At 66.0% G+C, this 21,549-nt stretch carries 20 protein-coding genes; 10 read left to right on the plus strand and 10 right to left on the minus strand.

The window, feature by feature from the left end:
• Positions 1-35: 35 nt before the first annotated feature.
• Both ACODSM_RS21405 and argC read right to left on the minus strand, forming a co-directional pair.
• On the minus strand, positions 36-326 hold the full coding sequence (locus ACODSM_RS21405; protein WP_015012625.1) for a co-chaperone GroES: 291 nt from the start codon (positions 324-326) through the stop codon (positions 36-38).
• A gap of 205 nt (positions 327-531) precedes the next feature.
• Positions 532-1,467, minus strand: coding sequence for an N-acetyl-gamma-glutamyl-phosphate reductase (argC, locus tag ACODSM_RS21410; RefSeq protein WP_488806828.1), 936 nt, complete (start codon positions 1,465-1,467; stop codon positions 532-534).
• A 101-nt stretch (positions 1,468-1,568) separates the two neighbouring features.
• Here argC and ACODSM_RS21415 point away from each other — a divergent pair, with 101 nt between their 5' ends.
• Entirely contained in the window at positions 1,569-2,456 is an 888-nt protein-coding gene (locus tag ACODSM_RS21415) for a LysR family transcriptional regulator (RefSeq protein ID WP_488806829.1), read from the plus strand.
• A 46-nt stretch (positions 2,457-2,502) separates the two neighbouring features.
• Here ACODSM_RS21415 and petA read toward each other — a convergent pair whose 3' ends face one another.
• A complete protein-coding gene (petA, locus tag ACODSM_RS21420; RefSeq protein ID WP_488806830.1) occupies positions 2,503-3,129 on the minus strand; it encodes a ubiquinol-cytochrome c reductase iron-sulfur subunit in 627 nt (208 codons plus the stop codon).
• A gap of 359 nt (positions 3,130-3,488) precedes the next feature.
• Between petA and ACODSM_RS21425 the strand changes: the two genes are divergently transcribed.
• Positions 3,489-4,868, plus strand: a complete 1,380-nt coding sequence (locus ACODSM_RS21425; protein ID WP_488806831.1) for a sigma-54 interaction domain-containing protein — start codon at positions 3,489-3,491, stop codon at positions 4,866-4,868.
• A gap of 89 nt (positions 4,869-4,957) precedes the next feature.
• Here ACODSM_RS21425 and ACODSM_RS21430 read toward each other — a convergent pair whose 3' ends face one another.
• On the minus strand, positions 4,958-5,665 hold the full coding sequence (locus ACODSM_RS21430; protein WP_488806832.1) for a TetR/AcrR family transcriptional regulator: 708 nt from the start codon (positions 5,663-5,665) through the stop codon (positions 4,958-4,960).
• 182 nt (positions 5,666-5,847) lie between these two features.
• Between ACODSM_RS21430 and ACODSM_RS21435 the strand changes: the two genes are divergently transcribed.
• The 6 genes from ACODSM_RS21435 to ACODSM_RS21460 all read left to right on the plus strand — a co-directional run bounded on the left by ACODSM_RS21435 (position 5,848) and on the right by ACODSM_RS21460 (position 13,198).
• Positions 5,848-5,997 carry a hypothetical protein gene (locus ACODSM_RS21435; RefSeq protein WP_488806833.1) on the plus strand — a complete coding sequence of 50 codons (150 nt, stop codon included), beginning with the start codon at positions 5,848-5,850 and terminating at the stop codon, positions 5,995-5,997.
• Positions 5,997-7,346, plus strand: coding sequence for an NAD(P)-dependent oxidoreductase (locus ACODSM_RS21440; protein WP_488806834.1), 1,350 nt, complete (start codon positions 5,997-5,999; stop codon positions 7,344-7,346). Before ACODSM_RS21435 ends, ACODSM_RS21440 begins: the two co-directional genes overlap by 1 nt.
• A gap of 43 nt (positions 7,347-7,389) precedes the next feature.
• Complete coding sequence (gene preA, locus ACODSM_RS21445; RefSeq protein WP_488806835.1) at positions 7,390-8,703, plus strand: NAD-dependent dihydropyrimidine dehydrogenase subunit PreA; 1,314 nt, start codon at positions 7,390-7,392, stop codon at positions 8,701-8,703.
• Between the two features lie 221 nt (positions 8,704-8,924).
• Positions 8,925-10,382: an NCS1 family nucleobase:cation symporter-1 gene (locus tag ACODSM_RS21450; protein ID WP_476018584.1), complete on the plus strand. Its 1,458-nt coding sequence runs from the start codon at positions 8,925-8,927 to the stop codon at positions 10,380-10,382.
• 81 nt (positions 10,383-10,463) lie between these two features.
• The gene (gene hydA / locus ACODSM_RS21455; RefSeq protein WP_488806836.1) at positions 10,464-11,915 is read left to right on the plus strand and encodes a dihydropyrimidinase; all 1,452 of its coding nucleotides are present in this window, start codon (positions 10,464-10,466) and stop codon (positions 11,913-11,915) included.
• 26 nt (positions 11,916-11,941) lie between these two features.
• The gene (locus ACODSM_RS21460) at positions 11,942-13,198 is read left to right on the plus strand and encodes a Zn-dependent hydrolase (RefSeq protein ID WP_488806837.1); all 1,257 of its coding nucleotides are present in this window, start codon (positions 11,942-11,944) and stop codon (positions 13,196-13,198) included.
• A 77-nt stretch (positions 13,199-13,275) separates the two neighbouring features.
• Here the strand turns inward: ACODSM_RS21460 and ACODSM_RS21465 are convergent, their stop codons facing one another.
• The 4 genes from ACODSM_RS21465 to ACODSM_RS21480 all read right to left on the minus strand — a co-directional run bounded on the left by ACODSM_RS21465 (position 13,276) and on the right by ACODSM_RS21480 (position 18,333).
• On the minus strand, positions 13,276-14,313 hold the full coding sequence (locus ACODSM_RS21465) for a bifunctional nicotinamide-nucleotide adenylyltransferase/Nudix hydroxylase (protein ID WP_488806838.1): 1,038 nt from the start codon (positions 14,311-14,313) through the stop codon (positions 13,276-13,278).
• A gap of 227 nt (positions 14,314-14,540) precedes the next feature.
• On the minus strand, positions 14,541-16,241 hold the full coding sequence (locus tag ACODSM_RS21470) for an NAD+ synthase (RefSeq protein WP_116750290.1): 1,701 nt from the start codon (positions 16,239-16,241) through the stop codon (positions 14,541-14,543).
• A gap of 4 nt (positions 16,242-16,245) precedes the next feature.
• Positions 16,246-17,445 (minus strand): nicotinate phosphoribosyltransferase, encoded by a 1,200-nt coding sequence (gene pncB / locus ACODSM_RS21475; protein ID WP_488806839.1) that lies wholly within the window; start codon positions 17,443-17,445, stop codon positions 16,246-16,248.
• 45 nt (positions 17,446-17,490) lie between these two features.
• Positions 17,491-18,333, minus strand: coding sequence for a cysteine hydrolase family protein (locus ACODSM_RS21480; RefSeq protein WP_488806840.1), 843 nt, complete (start codon positions 18,331-18,333; stop codon positions 17,491-17,493).
• 174 nt (positions 18,334-18,507) lie between these two features.
• Here ACODSM_RS21480 and ACODSM_RS21485 point away from each other — a divergent pair, with 174 nt between their 5' ends.
• Together ACODSM_RS21485 and ACODSM_RS21490 are read left to right on the plus strand one after the other, a co-directional pair.
• The gene (locus ACODSM_RS21485) at positions 18,508-19,185 is read left to right on the plus strand and encodes an NUDIX hydrolase (RefSeq protein ID WP_488806841.1); all 678 of its coding nucleotides are present in this window, start codon (positions 18,508-18,510) and stop codon (positions 19,183-19,185) included.
• Between the two features lie 159 nt (positions 19,186-19,344).
• Positions 19,345-20,586 (plus strand): diguanylate cyclase, encoded by a 1,242-nt coding sequence (locus tag ACODSM_RS21490; RefSeq protein WP_488806842.1) that lies wholly within the window; start codon positions 19,345-19,347, stop codon positions 20,584-20,586.
• 23 nt (positions 20,587-20,609) lie between these two features.
• On the opposite strand, the gene ACODSM_RS21495 is transcribed toward ACODSM_RS21490, so the two are convergent.
• Entirely contained in the window at positions 20,610-21,068 is a 459-nt protein-coding gene (locus ACODSM_RS21495) for a hemerythrin domain-containing protein (RefSeq protein ID WP_488806843.1), read from the minus strand.
• 38 nt (positions 21,069-21,106) lie between these two features.
• Positions 21,107-21,292 (minus strand): DUF1328 family protein, encoded by a 186-nt coding sequence (locus tag ACODSM_RS21500; protein ID WP_056060124.1) that lies wholly within the window; start codon positions 21,290-21,292, stop codon positions 21,107-21,109.
• Positions 21,293-21,549 lie beyond the last annotated feature (257 nt).

Genomic DNA, 21,549 nt, shown 5'->3' on the forward strand with positions numbered 1-21,549 from the left:
AGCTATGAAAAGATGAGTAACGCAGGGGCGAGAAATTACTTCTCGACCACGGCAAACAGATCGTCTTCCTTCATGACCAGCAGCTCGTCGCCGTTGACCTTGACGGTCTGGCCCGAGTACTTGCCGAACAGAACGCGGTCGCCGACCTTCACGTTCAGGGCGATCACTTCACCCTTGTCGTTCTTCTTGCCAGGGCCCACGGCCAACACTTCACCTTGATCGGGCTTTTCGGCGGCGTTGTCAGGGATCACGATGCCGGAGGCCGTCGTGGTTTCGCTTTCAATACGCTTGACGATCACGCGATCGTGCAGAGGGCGAAGGTTCATTGCATTGCTCCTGTTTTCAGTAAAAAAAGCTGATGGATTCAATCAGCCCCGGCCATCCGGGGCCACCAAACTGCCAGCAGGGAGCGCAGTGTTAGCACTCGTCTGCGGTGAGTGCTAATGATACGGGCATTTGTGGCCATTTCAAGACACCCCCCCCAAGAACATGAGGGAGAAGGCTTTGCCTCTCCAGCTCTGCCCGCGTCCGTCAGGCCGCGCCGCTCAGCATCAGATCCAGGTTCTGCACTGCCGCCCCCGAGGCGCCCTTGCCCAGGTTGTCAAACACGGCGGTCAGCAACACCTGGCCGTGGCGGGCGTTGCTGAACACCCCCAGCCGCAACTGGTTGGTGCCGTTCAGGGCCTGTGGGTCCAGGTGTTCGGCTGCTTCGGTAGCGGCGGGAGGCATCACCTCGACAAAGGGGGCGTCGGCATAGTGCTGCTGCAGGCAGGCGTGCAGGAGTTCGCCTTGTGTGCCCGGCGCGAGCTGCCGCAGATGCAACCCGACGGTCAGCACGATGCCCTGGCGGAAGGCGCCGTACGAGGGTAAGAAAAACGGCCGCTGCGACAGCCCGGCGTGTTGCGTGATCTCGGGCGTGTGTTTGTGCTCCAGCTGCAGCCCGTAGACCTGGAAGGCGGGCGCATGGGCTGCTTCGGGGCCTTCGTGCGCTTGCACGCGAGCACGCCCACCGCCGGAGTAGCCCGACACCGCATGGATGTTGAGCGCATGGTCGGCGGGCAGCAAGCCGGCCTGCACCAGGGGCCGTAGCAGGGCGATAGCGCCTGTGGGGTAGCAGCCGGGGTTGCTGACGCGTTGCGCGTTGGCAATGCGCGCGGCCTGCGCCGCATCCATCTCCGGAAAGCCGTAAACCCATTGCGCGTCCGTGCGGTGGGCCGAGCTGGCGTCGATCACGCGCACGGCGGGGTTGTGGATGGCGGCGACTGCTTCGCGGGCGGCAGCGTCGGGCAGGCACAGGATGGCGATGTCGCAGCTGTTGATGGCTTCGGCGCGGCGGGTGGGGTTCTTGCGGTCGGACTCGGGCAGCGTCAGCAACTGCAGGTCGGTGCGGCCGTGCAGGCGCTGGTGGATTTGCAGGCCGGTGGTGCCTTGGTCGCCGTCAATAAAAACAAGGGGCTGGGTGGTCATGGTGCGGATTCCTGACATGGGGGGATATGGAATCTTCGGCGCCGGTCTAAACTTTGAAAAGTTGAATTTCACAAACTTCAAGATCAGTTCTGCTGAACGTCATGCGCGAACTCAATCTCGACCGGCTGCGCACCCTGGTCACCATCGCTGATCTCGGGTCTTTTGCCGAAGCGGCCCGCACGCTGCATCTGGCGCCGCCCACCGTCAGCCTGCACATTGCCGACCTGGAGGCGTTGATTGGGGCGCCGTTGCTGGTGCGCAAGCGGGGCGAGGTGCGGCCGTCCGGCGCGGGCGAGGTGCTGGTGGAGCGGGCGCGGCGCCTGCTGGCCGACGCCGACGAGGCCATGGACCTGGTGCGGCGCCAGGTGCAGGGGCTGGAGGGGCGGGTGCGGCTGGGCGCGTCCACCGGCGCCATCGCGCACCTGCTGCCCCAGGCGCTGGAGGTGCTGGGCTGGCACCACCCCGGCATCGATGTGCAGGTGGTGGTGCTCACGTCACAGGAGACCGTGTCGCGGCTGGCGCTGGGCACGCTGGACGTGGGCCTGGTGGCCTTGCCCATGGCCTCGGTGCGCGGGGTGACGGTGATGCCCTGGCGGCGCGACCCGGTGATGGCGTTTGTCCCCTCCGCCTGGGCGGCGCTCCGCAGGGTCACACCCGAGTGGCTGGCGGGGCAGCCGTTGATCCTGAATGACGACGGCACCAGCCTGTCGCGCCTGACAAGCGAATGGCTGGCCCTGGCGGGCGAGCAACCCAAGGCGCGCATCCAGCTCAACTACAACGATGCCATCAAGAGCCTGGTGGCTGCGGGCTACGGAGCCACGCTGCTGCCGCACGAGGCCTCCACCGCCACGCCGCTGGACCCGCGCATCCGCATGCTGCCGGTGCAGCCCCGCCTGTGGCGCCCCCTGGGCATTGCCCACCGCGCGGGCCCGGTAGAGCGCGCCACCCAGCATGTGCTGGATGTGCTGTGGCAGCAGAAGCAGGTGTGACGCGAAGCGCAACCGGCAATGCGCCGCCCCAGGCGGCTGCCATCGCTCAGGCTGCGTCGTCCCCGATGACCAACCGGGTGTCAGACACGTAGCGGTGCGGCGGTACCTCCAGGTTGGTGGGCGCTGGCTTGTTCTTGAAGACGCGGCCTGCCAGGTCGAAGGTGGAGCCGTGGCAGGGGCAAAAGAAACCACCCTGCCATTGGTCTCCCACGCTGGGGTTGCTGGTGCCTGCAGGCACGGCGGTGGGGGAGCAGCCGAGGTGCGTGCAGATACCCACCGTGACAAACACCTCCGGGCGGATGGAGCGTTGCGGGTTGCGGGCGTACTCGGGTTGCTGGTCCTTGCGCGAGGCCGGGTCGGCCAGCGCGGCGTCTTGCTGGGGCAGGGCGGCCAGCATTTCGGGCGTACGCCGCATGATCCACACGGGCTTGCCTCGCCATTCCACCGTCTTCACGCCACCGGGCGCCAGGTCGCTGATGTCCACCTCGACACCGGCGCCCATGGCCCGCGCACGTTCGCTGGGGGCCATGCTGGACACCAGGGGCACGGCAACCCCTGCCGCCGCCACGCAGCCCGTGGCCGCCGTCAGCAGCACCAGCTGCCGACGCTCTGCGGAGGGATCGCCGTCGGTGCCTGGAAGGGAGCAATGGGGAGTAGCGGGGTGGAGGGTCATGGGGTGCTTTCAGAGAGAGGCAGGACTGGCCGTGGCGCCGATAGGGGGGCTCGGCGGGGTGACGGCCACCGCCCGCAACGCTGCGGGCGGCAATGCTTTACCGCAAACGACGTGCCATCACCCGCAAGACTGGCCTGCCATGACGCGTCCCGCATGAAAAGCCTTTGAATTCAACAGGTTGCGCGCGCATATCGTGTGAGCGGGCGCGCTGCAGGTCCGGCCCCAGCCGGATGGACTGCCACTCCGTCTGCCAAATTAACTGCCAACTGCCATCCATTGCAGTCCGCATGGCATAGATCAAAGGCCTGTCGGCGAAACCGGTGCACCCTCAGGGCCTTTGCCTGTACCGTAGTGTTGCCATGCCCCGTCTCCCCGCGCTGCCTGCCGAACTGGTGTCCTTTCTGGAGGGCCTGACTGATCCACACATCCTGCTGGACGACCGCTATCGCATCATGGCGGCCAATGGGGCCTATCGCCGCCAGTTCGGTGCATCGGACGGTACGGAAGGCGGTGCGGAGGGCAGCGTGGTGGGGCGCACCTGCCATGCCGTGTCCCACCATGCCAGCGTGCCGTGTGACCAGGCGGGCGAGTCCTGCCCACTCGCGCAGGCGCGCGCCTCGGGACAACGCGAACGGGTGCTGCATGTGCACCACACCGCCCAAGGTGAGGAATATGTACAGATCGAGCTGGCGCCGGTGGCGGGTGCGGACGGCACCACGGGGTTCTTTGTCGAAAAGATGGTGCCTTTGCCGCTGGCGGCGCAGCCGGTGCCGTCGGCGCAGGGGCTCATCGGGCGTTCGCTCGCTTTCCAGAAGATGCTGGGCCTGGTGGCGCGGGTGGCACCTTCGCAGTCAGCGGTGTTGCTGCTGGGAGAGTCCGGCACGGGCAAGGAGCTGGTGGCCCATGCCGTGCACCAGGGCAGCCTGCGCGCGCGGCGTGCGCTGGTGCCTGTGGACTGCTCCAGCCTGCCCGAGGCGCTGTTCGAGTCCGAGCTGTTCGGGCATGAGAAAGGGGCGTTCACCGGCGCGACCCAGGCCCGGCCGGGGCTGGTGGAGGCGGCCGACGGCGGCACGCTGTTTCTGGATGAGGTGGGCGACATCCCCCTGCCGCTGCAGGTCAAGCTGCTGCGCCTGCTGGAGACCGGCACCTACCGCCGCGTGGGCAGCACCGAGCTGCGGCATGCCGACCTGCGCGTGGTATCGGCCACGCACCGCAATCTGCCGCACATGGTGGCTGCAGGGCGTTTTCGTGAGGACCTGTACTACCGCCTGAGCACCTTCCCCATCCACCTGCCACCGCTGCGCGAACGCCAGGGCGACATTGCCCTGCTGGCACGCGCGCTGCTGGAGCGTGTGGCGCCCCCGCCCCGGGCGCTGCAGCTGTCTGGCGCTGCGCTGGCCTTGCTGGAGGCGCAGCCTTACCCCGGCAATGTGCGGGAACTGCGCAACCTGCTGGAGCGCACCGCCTTGCTGTGTGATGGCGACACCATCGGCGCGGAGCATGTGCAGCAAGCGCTTGCCTGTGGCCTGCCGCCGCTCGTGAGTGGGGTGGAGGAGGGCGCAGCGGAGCCGCGTGCATCGGCGGCGTTGGCCGGGTCGTCACGTCAACGAAGGTTGCTGGACGACCAGGCCCTGCAACAGGCTCTGGCAACCCACCAGGGCAGTCGTGCGGCGTTGGCGCGGCAGCTGGGCATCAGCGAGCGATCGCTGTACCGGCGGCTGAAAACCTTGGGCACTTGACGCCCATAGATGAAGAAATCGGCCCCAGGCGCATAGGGTGATTGCGCCAGCAGCTATTGTTTATATAGCGTCTGGTGTGCCGTGCCTGCTTACACCACCGCATCGGGCGCCAGCGCGCTCAGCACCATGCGCACGATCAGCTCTTCGGCCTTTTCGTAGTCGCGCTCGGTCAGGGCGGGCTTGCCCAGCAGCAGGGCGAACTGGGCCTCCTGCTCCGCGTACGCCTGGGTCACCGACCAGATGATGAACATCAGGTGCGTGAAGTTGACCTTGGCAATGCGGCCCTCGCGCGCCCAGCGCTCGAAGGTGCGCACCTCGGTCTTGAGCAGCGGCGCCACCCGTTCGGTGATGGCCGTGCCATACCGTGGTGCACCCGCAATCACCTCTTTGGTGAACACCTTGGCGCCCTGGGGGCGCGTGCGCGAGTAGTGCAGCTTGGCGCGGATGTAGCGCCGCAGCGCTTGCTGCGGGTCGTCGCTGTGTGACAGGTCTTCCATGCCCGCCAGCCACTGGGTGAGCACATCGTCCAGCACCCGCTGGTACAGCGCCTCCTTGCTCGGGAAGTAATACAGCAGGTTGTGGCGGCTGATGCCAATGGCGGCGGCAATGCTCTCCAGCGAGGCGCCCTCAAAGCCGAATTGCGCAAACTGGTTCTCCGCCTCTGTGAGGATGCCTTGCTCCTTGAGCAAGCGCGACGCCGTGGGTGCGCGGGGCGCGGTCTCGTCAAGAGCGGGCGGGCGGGCCACCTTGCGGGGGCGGGGGGCGGGGTTGGCAGGGGACGGGCGGGCTGCAGTCATTGCACCATTGTGGAACAAGCCGGGGCCTGAAAACTGGCAATTGGCTGGCTGGAGGCTGGCACGCGGTTTGCTGTAGGGATTTTACCAATTGGTAAATTTTTACGGGTTGGTAAATTGACCCACAACGCAGGGCACCGCCGCACCAAAGCAGCGGGCACCTGCACCCCACAGCGAGGACCACGATGAAACCTCCGAAGTTTGCGTGCACCAGCATTCACGCTGGTGCCGCATTGGTTGGCGCCACTGGCTGGCGCTCCAACGCTGCGCGGCGTGCGCTCGCACGCCCCCTGGGCGCCCAGACCCCCACCCTCACCCTCTCGGAGGAAGCCTAATGGACACACCCGCAAGCCGTGCCTGCGGCATTCATGCCGCACGCCTGAACCTGGCCGACTACGCCGTCAACTTCGGCGACGCGCACCCGCCGCTCACCCGGGCGCAGGCGCTGATCGAGGCCGAGCGCTGCTACTACTGCCACGACGCCCCCTGCGCTACGGCATGCCCCACGGGCATCGACATCCCCTCGTTCATCCACCGCATTGCGCAGGACAACAACCGGGGCGCCGCCCGCGCCATCCTGGAGGCCAACCCCCTGGGCGGCATGTGCGCCCGCGTGTGCCCCACCGAGGTGCTGTGCGAACAGGCCTGCGTGCGCAACACCAACGAAGACAAGCCGGTGGAGATTGGCTCGCTGCAGCGCTACGCCACCGACGCCTTCTTTACCCAGCCCGGTGCACCCCTGTTCCAGCGCGCAGCCGCCACTGGCAAACGCGTGGCCGTTGTGGGCGCGGGGCCTGCGGGCCTGGCCTGCGCCCATGGCCTGGCCGTGCGCGGGCATGAGGTGGTGCTGTTCGAGGCGCGCCCCAAGCTCGGCGGCCTCAATGAATATGGCCTGGCCAGCTACAAGACCACGAACAACTTCGCGCAAAAGGAAGTGGAGTGGCTGCTGTCCATCGGCGGCATTGAAGTGCGCACCGGCCAGCAGCTAGGCAGTGATATCACGCTCGACAGCCTGCTGGACGCGTACGACGCTGTGTTCTTGGGACTGGGCCTGCAGGGTGTGAACGCGCTGGGCGTGGCCGAGCCCACGGCCACCGGCTTGCGCAATGCGGTGGACTTCATTGCCGAGCTGCGCCAGAGCACCGACCTCTCGACCCTGCCGGTGGGCCGCCGCGTGGTGGTGATTGGTGGCGGCATGACGGCGGTGGATGCTGCCGTGCAGTCGCGCAAGCTGGGCGCGGAAGAAGTGACCATCGTCTACCGCCGTGGCGCAGAGGCCATGTCGGCATCAGCCGTGGAGCAGCAATGGGCGCAGACGAATGGCGTGACCATTCGCCACTGGGCCGCACCCAAGGAGGTGCTGAGCGAAAACGGCGCGGTGAAGGGCGTGCGCTTCGCGGCCACGGCGCTGAGTGGCGGCAAGCTGGTGGAAACCGGCGAGACCTTCACGCTTGATGCCGACATGGTGCTCAAGGCCATCGGCCAGACCTTTGTGGCTGAGCCCGTGGGCAGCCGCATTGCGCTGGAGGGCGGTCGCATCGCCACCGATGCCGAAGGCCAGACCAGCCTGCCGCGTGTGTGGGCCGGTGGCGACTGCCGCGTGGGCGGCCGCGACCTCACGGTGGAGGCGGTGGAGCACGGCAAGGTGGCCGCTGTCTCCATCCACGCCGCACTGATGGCCTGAAGTGGCCTGATCCCCTTCACCCCAGTTTTCACGGGAGCACCCCATGGCAGACATTCGCAGCAATTTTCTGGGCATTCAAAGTCCCAACCCCTTCTGGCTGGCCTCCGCACCACCCACCGACAAAGAGATCAACGTCACCCGCGCCTTCGAGGCGGGCTGGGGCGGTGTGGTGTGGAAGACGCTGGGCGAAGACCCACCGGTGGTCAACGTCAACGGCCCGCGCTACTCCACGCTGATGTCGCAAGACCGCCGCGTGATCGGCCTGAACAACATCGAGCTGATCACCGACCGGCCGCTGCAGACCAACCTGGAAGAAATCAAGCGCGTCAAACGCAACTGGCCGGACCGGGCCATGATCGTCTCGCTGATGGTGCCCTGCGTGGAGGAGAGCTGGAAGAACATCCTGCCGCTGGTGGAAGACACCGGTGCCGACGGCATCGAACTCAACTTCGGCTGCCCACATGGCATGAGCGAGCGTGGCATGGGCGCAGCTGTGGGCCAGGTGCCTGAATACATCCAGATGGTCACTGCCTGGTGCAAGCACTACAGCAAGCTGCCCGTGATCGTGAAGCTCACGCCCAACATCACCGACGTGCGCCACCCGGCGCGCGCGGCCAAGGCGGGCGGGGCCGATGCCGTGTCGCTCATCAACACCATCAACTCCATCATGGGGGTGGACCTGGACCGCATGGTCATGAGCCCGAGCACCGATGGCTGGGGCTCGCATGGCGGCTACTGCGGCCCGGCCGTCAAGCCCATTGCGCTGAACATGGTGGCCGAGATTGCGCGCGACGCACAGACCGCCGGTCTGCCCATCAGCGGCATTGGCGGCATCACCACCTGGCGCGATGCGGCCGAGTACATCGCGCTGGGCTGCGGCACGGTGCAGGTGTGCACTGCGGCCATGGTCTACGGCTTCAAGATCGTGCAGGACATGTGTGATGGGCTGTCCAACTTCATGGACGAGCACGGCTACGCCACGCTCGACGACTTCAAGGGCCAGGCCGTGCCCACGGTGAAGGACTGGAAGAACCTCAACCTCAACCACATCGAAAAAGCCGTCATCAACCAGGATGCCTGCATCCAGTGCGGCCGCTGCCATGTGGTGTGCGAAGACACCTCGCACCAGGCCATCACCTTCACCAAAGAAGGCGGCGTGCGCAAGTTCGAGATCAACGAGGCCGAATGCGTGGGCTGCAACCTGTGCGTGTCGATCTGCCCTGTGCCCGAGTGCATCACCATGCGCGCGCTGGAGCCGGGCGAAGTCGATGTGCGCACGGGCAAAAAGGTGACGGGCGAATACGCCAACTGGACCACGCACCCCAACAACCCGCAGCGCGTGTCTGCAGCCGCTTGATATGTGCCCCTGCGTGCGTTTGCCACAGGCCCCGCAAGGCGTTGCGGCAGCACCCGTTGTGGTGCCGATTTGCAACGCATGCTGCACTGCATCTGGTGCAGTTCTTGCGTGATCTCTAGCATCGCTCGCTTCCCTTTGCCCGCCATCTGCCAGCGTGAGGGCGCTGGAACAGACAGCGGGTTGTGTGCAACCCCAACGACGTCTTTGACAGGAGTACAGGCATGACCAACAGTACCGGCAGCGCGGCCCATGTGGCGGGGCTGATGCCCGGCGATGCATCCAACACGCTCGCCAATGAAGATCTGCTCCCCACCACCGCCGCGCAGCGACACTGGACGTGGAAGGACTTTGCCGCACTCTGGGTGGGCATGGTCGTGTGTGTGCCCACCTACACCATGGCCAGCTCCATGCTGGACCAGGGCTTTACCTGGCAGATGGCCGTGTGGCTGGTGTTCCTGGCCAACTGCATCGTGCTGGTGCCCATGGTGCTCATCGGGCGCGTAGGGCCCCGGTACGGCGTGCCGTTCCCGGTGCTGGCGCGTGCATCGTTTGGCGTGAAAGGCGCCAACCTGCCCGCTGTGCTGCGCGGGCTGGTGGCATGTGGCTGGTTCTCCATCAACTGCTACTTTGGCGCGCTGGCGCTGCATGGCTTCCTCAACATTCTGGGTATGAATCTGGCTGGACCGGCCGATGGACAGACCATTAGCACCTCGCAGTTCATGTGCTTTCTGGCGTTCTGGGCGGTGCACATCTGGTTCATCTGGAAGGGGCCGGAGTCCATCCGCATGCTGGAGGTGATTGCGGCGCCGCTGATGATCATTGCGTCCATCGCACTGGTTGTGGTGCTGATGATGAAGGTGCCCTCGGGCCAGCTCTTCAACCTGCCCGCCAAGGTGGTCGAAGGCGGCCCCAAGACCTGGGCGGCGCTCACGGGCCTGGTGGGCTTCTGGGCCACGCTGGCGCTCAACATTCCGGACTTCACCCGCTTTGCCAAATCGCAGAGGGACCAGGTGGTGGGCCAGGCCATAGGCCTGCCCATTCCCATGGCGCTGTTCTCCATGGTGGGCGTGATCGGCTTCTCGGCCTCGGCCATCCTGTACGGCAAGGCCCAGCTGTTCCCCGATGGGCTGCTCACGCAGATGGGCAGCGTGGCCGCCGGCCTGGGTCTGCTGGTGATCTTGCTGGCCAACCTTACGACCAACGTGGCCGCCAATCTGGTGTCACCGTCGTATGACTTCAGCCAGTGTGCGCCGTCCAAGATCAGCTTCCGCATGGGCGGCCTGATCGCTGCGGGCATCGGCCTGCTGTTCATGCCCTGGAAGCTGCTGGCCACATCGGGCGGCTACCTGTTCACCTGGCTGGGCGGCTACGGCACGCTGCTGGGCGCCATCGCGGGCATCCTGCTGGTGGACTACTACCTGGTGCGCAAGAGTGAACTGAAGGTGGACGACCTGTACCGCCGTGGCGGTGAATATGAGTACAGCAACGGCTGGAACCTGCAAGCCCTGATCGCGTTTGCACTGGGCGTGCTGCCCTGCCTGCCCGGCTACCTGGCAGTGTCGGGCGTGGTGGACAAGGCGGGCATGCCTGCCATCTGGCTGTCGTTGTTCGACTCGGGCTGGTTCTTCAGCCTGGCGGTGGCCGGCACCTACTACTACCTGACGGCCAAGAAGAAGTGATGCCCCGGACCCTGCCTGGGCCTGGTGCCAGTGCAGGTTCCGTTTTTTTGAATTGATCCGTATCCCTGAAGGAGACCCCCCATGAGCCAAGCCCTTGTGATCCGCGGTGGCACCGTGGTCAACGCCGACCGTGAACAGCGCGCCGATGTGTTGTGCGTCGATGGCCGCATCGTGGCCGTGGGGGAGGACGCTGCGGCCCAGGCCCCTGCGGGCGCAGAGACGCTGGATGCCAGCGGCCAGTACGTGCTGCCCGGCGGCATTGACCCGCATACCCACATGCAATTGCCGTTCATGGGCACCGTCACCATGGACGACTTCTTCACCGGCACGGCCGCCGCGCTGGCGGGCGGCACCACGAGCATCATCGACTTCGTGATCCCCGACCCGCAGGAGCCGCTGATGGACGCCTACCGCAAATGGCGCGGCTGGGCGGAGAAGTCGGCGGCCGACTATTCCTTCCACGTCGCCGTCACCTGGTGGAGCGAGCAGGTGCGCGCCGACATGGGCACGCTGGTGCAGGAAGAGGGCGTGAACAGCTTCAAGCACTTCATGGCCTACAAGAACGCCATCATGTGCGACGACGAAACGCTGGTGAACAGCTTCAAGCGAGCCCTCGAACTCGGGGCCATGCCCACGGTGCACGCCGAGAACGGTGAGCTGGTGTACCTGCTGCAGCAGGAGGTCGCCAAGATGGGTATCACCGGCCCCGAGGGCCACCCGCTCTCGCGCCCGCCCATGGTCGAGGCCGAGGCCGCCAACCGCGCCATCGCGATTGCCGATGTACTGGGCGTGCCCATCTACGTGGTGCACGTGAGCTGCATGGAGTCCGCCGACGCCATTGCCCGTGCCCGCGCACGTGGCCAGCGTGTGTACGGCGAGGTGCTGGCGGGCCACCTGCTGGTGGACGACAGCGTGTACCGCGACCCCGACTTTGCCAAGGCCGCCGCCTATGTGATGAGCCCACCTTTCCGCCCCAAGGGCCACCAGGAGGCGCTGTGGCGCGGCCTGCAGTCGGGCCAGCTGCACACCACGGCGACGGACCACTGCACCTTCTGCGCCGCGCAAAAGGCCATGGGCAAAGAAAACTTCGCCAAGATCCCCAATGGCACTGGCGGCGTGGAAGAGCGCATGGCCGCGCTGTGGGACGGCGGCGTCAACACCGGGCGCCTCACGCCCAGCGAGTTCGTGGCCATCACCTCGGCCAACGCGGCCAAGCTGTTCAACATTTACCCCCGCAAGGGCTACATCGGTGAAGGTGCCGATGCGGACCTGGTGCTGTGGGACCCGCAAGGCACCAAGACCTTCTCGGCCAAGACCCAGTTCAGCAAGGGCGACTTCAACATCTTTGAAGGCCGCACCGTGCGCGGCGTCCCCAGCCACACCGTGAGCCAGGGCCGCGTGGTGTTTGCCAACGGCGACCTGCGCGCCGAGCAGGGCAAGGGCCGTTACATCAAGCGCCCAGCGTTTGGCGCCAACTTCCAGGCGGTGCAAAAGCGCGCGCAGGACCTGGCACCCACGGCGGTGGCGCGCTGACCGCTGCAATGCATCTGGAGAACACCATGGATACCAAAGTCAAACCCAACATCGAAAACCTGCGCATCAACGGCCAGCGCCTGTGGGACTCGCTCATGGAGCTGGCGCAGATCGGCGCCACGCCAAAAGGCGGCGTGTGCCGCCTCACCCTCACCGACCTGGACAAGCAGGGCCGCGACCTCGTCACCCGCTGGGCACGCGAGGCGGGCATGACGGTGACCATCGACAAGATCGGCAACGGCTTCATGCGCCGCCCCGGCCGCAACAACAATTTGCCACCCATCATGACCGGCAGCCACATCGACACCCAGCCCACGGGCGGCAAGTTTGACGGCAACTACGGCGTGCTGGCGGGCATCGAGGTGGTGCGCACGCTCAACGACCACGGCATCGAGACCGAAGCCCCCATCGAAGTCGCCTTCTGGACCAACGAAGAAGGCAGCCGCTTTGTGCCTGTGATGATGGGCTCGGGCGTGTTCGCCAAAGCCTTCACGCTAGAGCACGCCTACGCCGCCACCGACACCGAGGGCAAGACGGTGAAGGGCGAGCTGGAGCGCATCGGCTACATCGGCGACCAGGAGCCGGGCGACCACCCCATCGGCGCCTACTTCGAGACCCACATCGAGCAAGGCCCCGTGCTGGAAGACAACGACAAGACCATCGGCGTGGTCAGCGGCGTGCTGGGCATCCGCTGGTTCGACTGCACCGTCACCGGCATGGAAGCCCACGCCGGCCCCACGCCCATGGCCCTGCGCAAGGACGCGATGCTGGCCGCCACACGCATCATGCAAGACGTAGTCGCTGCCGCCCATCGCCACCCGCCGCATGGCCGGGGCACCGTGGGCATGGTGCAGGTGTTCCCCAACAGCCGCAACGTGATTCCGGGCCGGGTCAAGTTCAGCATTGACCTGCGCAACAGCACGGACGAACTGGTGGACGCCATGGCCGCCGAGGTCAAGGCCTTTGCCGACCAGGTGGCGAAGGAACATGGCGTGCAGGTGCACATCGAGATGGTCTCCAGCTACCCTGCGCAGCTCTTCCAGCCCGAGTGCGTGGAGGCCGTGGGTCGCGCTGCGGCCAAGCTGGGCTACAGCCACATGCCCGCTGTCTCGGGCGCCGGGCACGATGCGGTGTACATGGCCAAGCTCGCACCCAGCGGCATGATCTTCATCCCCTGCAAGGACGGCATCAGCCACAACGAGATCGAGGACGCCAAGCCCGAGCACATCGAGGCGGGGTGCAACGTGCTGCTGCATGCCATGCTGGAGCGCGCAGGGGCTTAGTGCTATAAAAAATACAGCTTTTTAGGCATGATTCTGTAGCGCTTGCACCCGTTTTTCTACCAAACGGGTGGAGCGGTTCAGTCCAGCTTCGTCAGCCCCAGAAAGTGGTCCAGCATGTGGAAGTGGTCTTCAAAGAATTCCTCTTCCATGCCTGCCAGCTGGTCAATGCGTGTCCACTGCACCAGCGCCGCATCGTCGTCGGCCTGCACCACCGGGAAGGGCGCATCGCCCAGGTCGAAGTAATGCGCATGCGTAATGGTGCGGCCGCGCTGGCTGCGGTCGGGGTGGTCGAACACGGCCACCGACTGCAGCGCGGCGCGCATGGTGGCCTCGGGCAGGTGGCAGTGAGTTTCTTCCACCAGCTCGCGCAGGCAGGACTGCCACACGGTTTCTCGCTGCTCGATGAAGCCGCCGGGCACGGCCAGCTGGCCCTTGCCGGGCGCGTGGGCGCGGCGGATGAGCAGCACCTGGTCCTGGCAGCGCAGCACGGCGTCTACCGTCACGAACACAGGCGGGTAGGGCGCGGCAGACCAGGCCTGGCGGTAGCCGCGCAGCATGCGCCACTCCTCCTGCAGCGCGGCGTAGTGCGGGGTGTGCGCAAAGGCCTGGAGCTGGGCCATCGTGCTCGCCGGGATTTGCGCGGCCAGCGGCGCCAGGGCTTGGTCCACCGTGTCGGCCGTGGCGCCAAAGTAGGCGTCGCGGATGGTGGTGGCGTCCATGCTGCCCTGGCGGGGCAGGTCGATCAGCGCCCAGCTGGGGAAGGCGCGAAGGTAGCTGCTGGTCGCGTCCTTGAAATGGCCCACCAGCGCGATGCGGTCGCCGGGCTGCGTGTGCCGCGCCACGCTGCGGTGCACGGCCTGCACCCACACGGCTTCGTTGTAATAGTCGCGCACGGGAAGCACGCGTACACGGTTGCGGTCGGTCGGGGGCAGCGCATCGCGCAGCATGGCCTCGCGCTCTGCCCAGGTGAAGGGGTTCTTGGGCGAGCGGGCCTGCCAGGCCGAGCCCACCACCACGATGACCTGGGGCGCCATGCGCAGGGCCTCGTGCAGCAGGGCAAGGTGGCCGCTGTGCACGGGTTCAAAGCGGCCGATGAGGAGGGCGGTGTCGTACATGGGTCTCCAAAATTCTGAGGTTTTTGGCCTCTTGCGCTCGTCCATCATGCGCTTATAGCTACGATTTTAGTAGTGAATCCCTTTGGGGAATGGGGCGCGCCGCGTGGTACCGGCGCGGCCCCCGCCAGCGGGCGCCGCGCAAGGGCCGCCCCGCCGCGCTGGCGTCGTCCCCCTTCCCACGCGCAGCGTGAGAGAAGGGGGAAGCCGCGAAGCGGCTCAGGGGGTTGTCACACATACCTTGCGGCGATGGGCATCTGCCGACCGCTGCCAAATGCGCGCGGCCGCACACGCAGGATGGGCGGGGCCTGGCGGCGTTTGTACTCGTTGCGCGCCACCATCATGCGCACCCGCTGCACCAGGGCGCGGCCTGCGCCGTCGGTCTGCAGCTGCGCCACGAACGCCTGTGCGGCGGCCAGTTCGGGGGCGGACAGGCGCTCGCCTTCGATGAGCAGCTTGAGCACTTCGTCCAGCACGGGGTAGGGCGGCAGGCTGTCCACGTCGCGCTGGCCTGGGGCCAGTTCGGCCGATGGCTCCTTGTCGATGATGGCCTGCGGGATCAGCTCGCGCCCCGCTTGTTCGTTGACATGGCGCGAGAGGGCAAACACCTCGGTCTTGTACAGGTCGCCAATCAGGCCCAGGCCGCCGTTGGTGTCGCCATACAGCGTGCAGTAGCCCACCGAGATTTCGCTCTTGTTGCCCGTGGTCAGCAGCAGGTGGCCGAAGGCGTTGGAGTATTCCATCAGCACCGTGCCACGGATGCGGGCCTGTAGGTTTTCGAGCGGCAGGCCAGAGAGCGGCTGGCCGAAACTGCCCTCGAACTGCTGCGCATAGCCCGCCACCAGCTCGGCAATCGGGTGGGTGTGCAGCTGCACGCCCAGGTTCTGGCACAGCGCCACCGAGTCATCGACCGAGCCGCTGCTGGAGTAGCGCGAGGGCATGGTCACGCCCACCACGTTCTCAGGTCCGAGTGCCTGCGCAGCCAATGCCAGCGTAAGTGCGCTGTCGATGCCGCCCGAGCTGCCCACCACTACCTGGCTGAAGCCGCAGCGCCGTGCGTAGTCCTTGAGGCCCAGCAGGATCTGCTGTCGGTAGAACTCCATGGTGGGCAGGCCTTCGGCGGGCACACGCACTGGCGCGTTGCCATCGGCGGTGAGGAAGCGGCCGTTGTCAAACCGCAGCGTACGCAGGTCCTCCACAAAACGCGGCGCCTCGAACACGATGCCTGCCTCGGGTTCGGCCGCGAACGATGCACCGTCGTACACCACCTGGTCGTGCCCGCCGACCTGGTTCACGTACAGGATGGGCAGGCCGTGGCGGCGCGACGAGCCGCCAAAGATCTGGTGCCGCTGCTCGCGCTTTCCCACGTGGCTGGGGCTGGCGTTGATGCTGATGACCAGATCGGGCGCGGCGTCGCGCAGGCGCTCGAAGGGGTTGGTGGCGTAGTCGGTGCCATGGTCGTTCCAGCCGTCCTCGCACACCAGCAGGCCCACCTGCGTGCCGCCAATGCGCAGCACCTTGGCCACGTCTGGCCCGGGCTCGAAGTGGCGGCGTTCGTCAAAGATGTTGTAGGTGGGCAGCAGCTGCTTGGCGTATTGCAGGCGCACGGTGCCGCCCTGCAGCACCAGCAGGCTGTTGTGCAGCCGCTTGCCCGGGCCTGTGGCGGACGTGGGCGCGCCCACCACCCAGTGCAGCGCGGGCAGCTCGGCCGATGCCTTCTGCAACGCCGCCAGGCCGTCCTGCACGCGTTGCAGGAAGGGCGGCTCGTCCAGCATGTCACCGGGGTAGTAGCCGCACAGCGCGAGTTCGCTGAACACGATGAGGTCGGACTGCTCGCGGGCGGCCTGCTGCGCGGCGGCCACCATGCGGGCCACGTTACCCTCGATGTCGCCGACGGTGAGGTTGAGCTGGGCGATGGTGATGCGGAGCATGGTGTCAGCCTTCCACGCCAAAAACTTGGCGCAAGTAGGCGAGGTAGGTTTCATCGTCACACAGCGTCTTGCCGGGCGTGTCCGACAGCTTGGCCACCGGCTGCCCATTGGCGCGCACCAGCTTCATCACGATGTTGAGCGGCTTCATCTCCGGGGCATCCCCCATGTCATTGGTGAGGTGAGTGCCGATGCCAAAGCCCAGCTGCGTGCGGTCGCCAAAGCGGCGGTACAGCGCCAGCGCCTTGGTCAGTGTGAGGCCGTCGGAGAACACCAGCCGCTTGGTGTGCGCGTCGATGCGCAGCTTGGCATAGTGCGCCAGCGCCTTCTCGCCCCAGGCCACCGGGTCGCCCGAGTCGTGCCGCAGGCCGTCGAACAGCTTGGCGAAGTACAGGTCAAAGTCGGCCAGGAAGGCATCCATGCCCACGGTGTCGGTCAGCGCAATGCCCAGGTCGCCCCGGTACTCTTGCACCCAGTCTTCAAGCGCCGCCTTTTGAAAATCGCGCAAGCGCACGCCCAGTGCCTGGTAGCTTTGCAGGTATTCATGCGCCATGGTGCCGATGGGCACCAGGCCCAGGTCGCGCGCCAGCAGCACGTTGCTGGTGCCCTTGAACCACTGTGGCGTCTGCGTGGCAAAGGTCTGCACCACCTCGCGCTGCCACGCGCCGCTGTAGCGGCGTCGCAGGCCAAAGTCGAATAACTCAAAGGGGTGGCGCAGCGTGGCCTGCTGCGCCAGGTTCTGCAGCTGCTGCACCTTGACCGCCAGCCGCTCGCGGCCGCTGGCGAGGGCGGCGTTGGCGTTGAAGCGGTGGAAGTACAGCTCGTTCACGATGGCCAGCACGAAAATCTCAAAGCCCATCACATGCACCTGCGGACCCTGGGCCACGATGTGCAGCTTGTCACCCTCGGCCCAGGCGCGGATGAAGCTGCGCTGGAACTGGAAGATGCGCAGAAAGTCGATGAAGTCGCTCTTGATGAACCGCAGGCCGCGCAAGTAGGCAAGCTCGTCTTCGCTGAAGCGCAGGGTGCACAGGTGGTCCAGCGCGGCATTCACTTCGGGCAACAGCTCGGCCAGCGGGTAGATGGGCTGGTTGCGGCAGACGAAGCGGTATTCGCTCTGCGTCTGTGGATGCCGGTGCAGCAGCGCCTGCCACATGGTGAACTTGTAGAGGTCGGTGTCGAGCAGGCTGGTGATGACGGTGGCCATGATTTGCTCCTGAATGGATAGCTGCCGGGGTAGTAAGTAAAAGCGCTACAGGCTGATTTCGCTCATGGATGCCAGTTGCGCACCGGCCTTGCGCATCCCGTCCAGAAACGCCTGGTGCTGCGCTTCAAATCCCGCCACGGGGCTCATGCCGTCCGTTAGCAGCACGATGCGGCTGGCCTGCCAGCCGGGCACCAGGCGGGGCAGGTGCTGCACGATGTGCTCGGTGGTCGAGCGCACGCAGTGGCTGCTGGCCTCGCCCGCAATCAACAGCACATCGGCCTGGCCCAGCGACTCCAGCAGGGCGGTGTTGAGCGCCGTGCTGGCGTCGTCCGCATCGGGCACCTCGGCCTCGATGGCGCTGTAGTGCTCCGTCCAGGGGTTGGTGCCCTTGAACACATTGCGCACCGCGCGCTGGCGCTGCAGCTGCCAGTCGCCACAGGCGGCCAGCACATCGGCGTGGATGCCGTGGCCCCAGCTGCCCACCTCGCAGTGCACGGGCCAGACCATGAGCGTGTAGCGGCCCTGGGCTTCGAGTGCGTCCAGGTAGGCCAGCGTGCGGGGCAGGGCGGCCACATCGCGCGGCGCGAAGTCGCCTGCACGCACCTGGGCGGCGGTGATGGGAGTGAAGGGCGCCACCTCTGCCCCCGCGCCGGTCTGCCAGAAGCCGGGATGGGCGATGTCGAAGCGCTGGTGCGAATCGAGCGTGACGGTGATGGCGTCGATCTGGCCGCCCCGTGCCCGGATGAAGTCCGCCAGGCGCTGCATGTCGGCGTGGGCCCCCGCCACGGGCAGGCTGGGCGCGCTGCCTGCGGGGCGGTCGCTGGCGGGCAGGTCGCAGAAATCGTTTTGGGGGTCGATCACCAGAAGCTGGGTGGTACACGTGGCCATGGTCTTTCTCCTTCGCTGTGACTGCAGTTTAGGTTTGTTAGATTATTTTTGCAACTAAGTAATTTGCAAGCCAATGTTTCAGATGAGAACGGTAATGGCTGAATCGAGCTGCTTTCCTGTGGACTGGCTTGGTGGTAGCCTTGTTCGTTCAAAGTTGCAATGAACTAAAGCCCCGTGACCACCGAAAACATTCCCGCCGTGATCTGCACCGTAGACGTGGTGCTGCTGACCCTGGAGCAATCCACGCTGAAGGTGGCCCTGGTGCGGCGCGAGCGCGAGCCCTTTGCCCAGGCGCTGGCGCTGCCAGGCGGCTACATCCATGCACAGGACGATGTGGACGCCCAGGCCAGTGCCGCGCGGGTGCTGCGGGACAAGGCCGGGCTCGAAAGCCCGTACCTGGAGCAATTGGCCACCTTCACCGGTGCGGTGCGCGACCCACGCGGCTGGTCGGTGGCCGTGGCCTATTGCGCCCTGGTGCCCGCCACCGTGCTGGCGCAGGCTGCGGGGCGGGTGGAGCTGGTGGCGGTGGATGCGCTGCCGCCATTGCCTTTCGACCACCGCCAGATCATCGATACCGCTGTGTTGCGCGTGCGCAGTAAAAGCCAGTATTCGTCGCTGCCCGTGCACCTGTGCGCCGAGCCCTTCACGCTGCCGCAGCTGCAGGCGGTGTACGAAGCGGTGCTGGGCGAGCCGGTGAACAAGGTGAGTTTTCGCCGCAAGGTGGACGAGCTGGCCATGCTGGAGCCCGTGCCCGGTGCGCTGCAGACAGGCGGCGCCCACCGGCCTGCGCAGCTGTACCGGGTGCGCCCGGCCTACCGGCGGCAGCTGTCGCTCAGTGCCCGAGGGTTGTAGCGCGGCCTCCTCGCGCACAAAACATTGGACCGCCGCGCCCAAATCTGGCACAAACGCAAACTTTGTGTTCCACGAACGGTGGTCGCGCGCAGTCGGGTGCACCGGCGCCAGGACTGCCTCATTGAAATACCGGCCCTGTGCCGGATCTGAGGGAGAACCATGTCTTTGCGGCTCAAATTCAACCTGGTGCTGGCGGGCGTGCTGCTGCTGGCGGTGCTGGGCGCGGGCGCGTATGTGCACCGCTTCCTGCAGCAATCGGCCATCGAGGAGGTGCAGCACAACTCGCAGATCATGATGCACGCCGCGATGGCCATCCGCGACTACACCACCGAGCTGGTCAAGCCGCACCTGGATGTGACGCTGGCCGAGAAATTCCTGCCGCAGACCGTGCCCGCCTACGCCGCCACCGAGACGCTGCGCCGGTTGCAGAACCGGTTTCCGGGCTATGAGTACAAGGAAGCGGTGCTCAACCCCACCAACCTGCGGGACCGCGCCAACGAATGGGAAGAGCGCATCATCAGCGACTTCCGCGAAGGCCGCGCCGACCTCAAAAAAGAAGTGACGGGCGAGGTGGGCGAGGGCATGCACCGTGCGATGTACGTGGCCCGCCCCATCACCATCAAGCAGCCCCAGTGCATGGCTTGCCACAGCACGCCCGCCGTGGCGCCCCCCACCATGCTCAAGGTCTATGGCGACAAGAACGGTTTTGGCTGGGGCATGAACGAAACCGTGGGCATCCAGGTGGTGAAGGTGCCGATGTACTTTCCGCTGGAGAAAGCGCGCCAGACCTTCAACACCGTGATGGCAGCGCTGGTGGGCAGCTTTGTGCTGTTGTTTGTCGGCCTGAACCTGTCGCTGTCGTCGCTGGTGATTGAGCCCATGGCGCGGCTGAACAGCAAGCTGGAAGACCTGGCCACCAAGGACTTCCTCACCGACCTGGTCAACCGCCGCCGGTTCTTCGAACGGCTGGAGGCCGACATGGCCGAGACGCGGGTCAAGAAGAGCCAGCTGTCGGTCGTCATGTTCGACATCGACTTTTTCAAGCGCATCAACGACACCTTCGGGCATGACTCGGGCGATGTGGTGCTGAAGAACACGGCGCTGCGCGTGCGCGAGCTGCTTCGCTCGTCCGACTGTGCCGCGCGCTTCGGGGGCGAGGAGTTCATCATCCTGCTCAAGGAAACCCCGGTGGATGCCGCCATGGCCATGGCCGAGGCGGTGCGGGCCCGTATCGCGGGTGTGCCGTTTGACGCCGTGGGCCATGTGAGCGCCAGCTTTGGTGTGGCCACCTGGGACCACAAGGAAGACAGCCACGCCCTGATCAAGCGTGCGGACACGGCGCTCTACAAAGCCAAGTCCAGCGGTCGCAACTGCGTGGTGCAGGCCGAAGACGCTACCTGATTTTCGGGCGCTGGACGGCAGGCTCAGGCCGTCGCGGCCAGGGCTTCTTCGTAATCCGTCCTGTAGTCAGCGGCCAGCGTGGTTTTCTGCTTTTCTGTCAGCAGCTTGCCCGCCATCTGGAAGAAGCGATGTTCTTCTTCTTTCAGGTGGTGTTCCACCTTTTCGGCCAGCTTCTTGGCAAGTGGAAGCCACGCAGGGCTGGAGGGCTCGGTTTCTTCGAGCGACTCCACCAGCTCATCGATCTGGTGGTGCTCGGAAATGGCGTGGCGCGACAGGTCAATGCCTGCGTCGTGCGCCATCAGCGGGATGTAGAAGTGGCGGTCCTCCGCCTGGGCGTGGGCGGCGAGCTCCTTCTTGAGCTGATCGAACAGATCGCGCCGCTCCGGCGTGTCGCCGCTGGTGTTGGTGAGTGCGCTGTACAGCGCGCGCTGGCGCTCGTGGCTTTCGCGCAGGGCTTCGAAGATGTTGGTGGTATCAGTCATGGTGGGCTGTGCAGTGGTGTGGAGGGCGGCGCGTGGCCTTACTTGAGCACCTTGCGTGCTGCGCCCACGCCGATGGCGGCCAGCACCACAAACACCACGGCAACCACCAGGAACAGCACAAACAGCACCTTGGCGATGCCCGCCGCGCCTGCGGCCACCCCGCTGAAACCCAGGGCCCCGGCCACGAGGGAAATTAGGGCAAAAATGATGGCGTACTTCAGCATGGTGGTCGCTCCTTGCAGTGGATGTTGAGGCAGCGCGGGGCTGCGGAAGGTATGCAAGAACGATACCGGTGGGCGGTAGAGTGCGCCGTCAGCGCAGGCGGGCGGTAGGTGTAGGAGAGTGCCGCTGGCGGGCTGCGGTGAGGCGCCAAAAGAAAAGCCACAACGCGGGGCGTTGCGGCTTGGGAGGTGGGGCGGCTCTTATGGTGTTTTGGTCTGCGTTCACATCGCTAGCGCGATATGAACTCCGCCGAAGACCG

The sequence above is a fragment of the Acidovorax sp. FG42 genome (assembly GCF_057809195.1).

Bases quoted from the DNA above. Each gene is read 5' to 3' on its own strand.
- ACODSM_RS21405 (WP_015012625.1), bottom strand. From the start codon at position 326: ATGAACCTTCGCCCTCTGCACGATCGCGTGATCGTCAAGCGTATTGAA.
- argC (WP_488806828.1), bottom strand. From the start codon at position 1,467: ATGACCACCCAGCCCCTTGTTTTTATTGACGGCGACCAAGGCACCACC.
- ACODSM_RS21415 (WP_488806829.1), top strand. From the start codon at position 1,569: ATGCGCGAACTCAATCTCGACCGGCTGCGCACCCTGGTCACCATCGCT.
- petA (WP_488806830.1), bottom strand. From the start codon at position 3,129: ATGACCCTCCACCCCGCTACTCCCCATTGCTCCCTTCCAGGCACCGAC.
- ACODSM_RS21425 (WP_488806831.1), top strand. From the start codon at position 3,489: ATGCCCCGTCTCCCCGCGCTGCCTGCCGAACTGGTGTCCTTTCTGGAG.
- ACODSM_RS21430 (WP_488806832.1), bottom strand. From the start codon at position 5,665: ATGACTGCAGCCCGCCCGTCCCCTGCCAACCCCGCCCCCCGCCCCCGC.
- ACODSM_RS21435 (WP_488806833.1), top strand. From the start codon at position 5,848: ATGAAACCTCCGAAGTTTGCGTGCACCAGCATTCACGCTGGTGCCGCA.
- ACODSM_RS21440 (WP_488806834.1), top strand. From the start codon at position 5,997: ATGGACACACCCGCAAGCCGTGCCTGCGGCATTCATGCCGCACGCCTG.
- preA (WP_488806835.1), top strand. From the start codon at position 7,390: ATGGCAGACATTCGCAGCAATTTTCTGGGCATTCAAAGTCCCAACCCC.
- ACODSM_RS21450 (WP_476018584.1), top strand. From the start codon at position 8,925: ATGACCAACAGTACCGGCAGCGCGGCCCATGTGGCGGGGCTGATGCCC.
- hydA (WP_488806836.1), top strand. From the start codon at position 10,464: ATGAGCCAAGCCCTTGTGATCCGCGGTGGCACCGTGGTCAACGCCGAC.
- ACODSM_RS21460 (WP_488806837.1), top strand. From the start codon at position 11,942: ATGGATACCAAAGTCAAACCCAACATCGAAAACCTGCGCATCAACGGC.
- ACODSM_RS21465 (WP_488806838.1), bottom strand. From the start codon at position 14,313: ATGTACGACACCGCCCTCCTCATCGGCCGCTTTGAACCCGTGCACAGC.
- ACODSM_RS21470 (WP_116750290.1), bottom strand. From the start codon at position 16,241: ATGCTCCGCATCACCATCGCCCAGCTCAACCTCACCGTCGGCGACATC.
- pncB (WP_488806839.1), bottom strand. From the start codon at position 17,445: ATGGCCACCGTCATCACCAGCCTGCTCGACACCGACCTCTACAAGTTC.
- ACODSM_RS21480 (WP_488806840.1), bottom strand. From the start codon at position 18,333: ATGGCCACGTGTACCACCCAGCTTCTGGTGATCGACCCCCAAAACGAT.
- ACODSM_RS21490 (WP_488806842.1), top strand. From the start codon at position 19,345: ATGTCTTTGCGGCTCAAATTCAACCTGGTGCTGGCGGGCGTGCTGCTG.
- ACODSM_RS21495 (WP_488806843.1), bottom strand. From the start codon at position 21,068: ATGACTGATACCACCAACATCTTCGAAGCCCTGCGCGAAAGCCACGAG.
- ACODSM_RS21500 (WP_056060124.1), bottom strand. From the start codon at position 21,292: ATGCTGAAGTACGCCATCATTTTTGCCCTAATTTCCCTCGTGGCCGGG.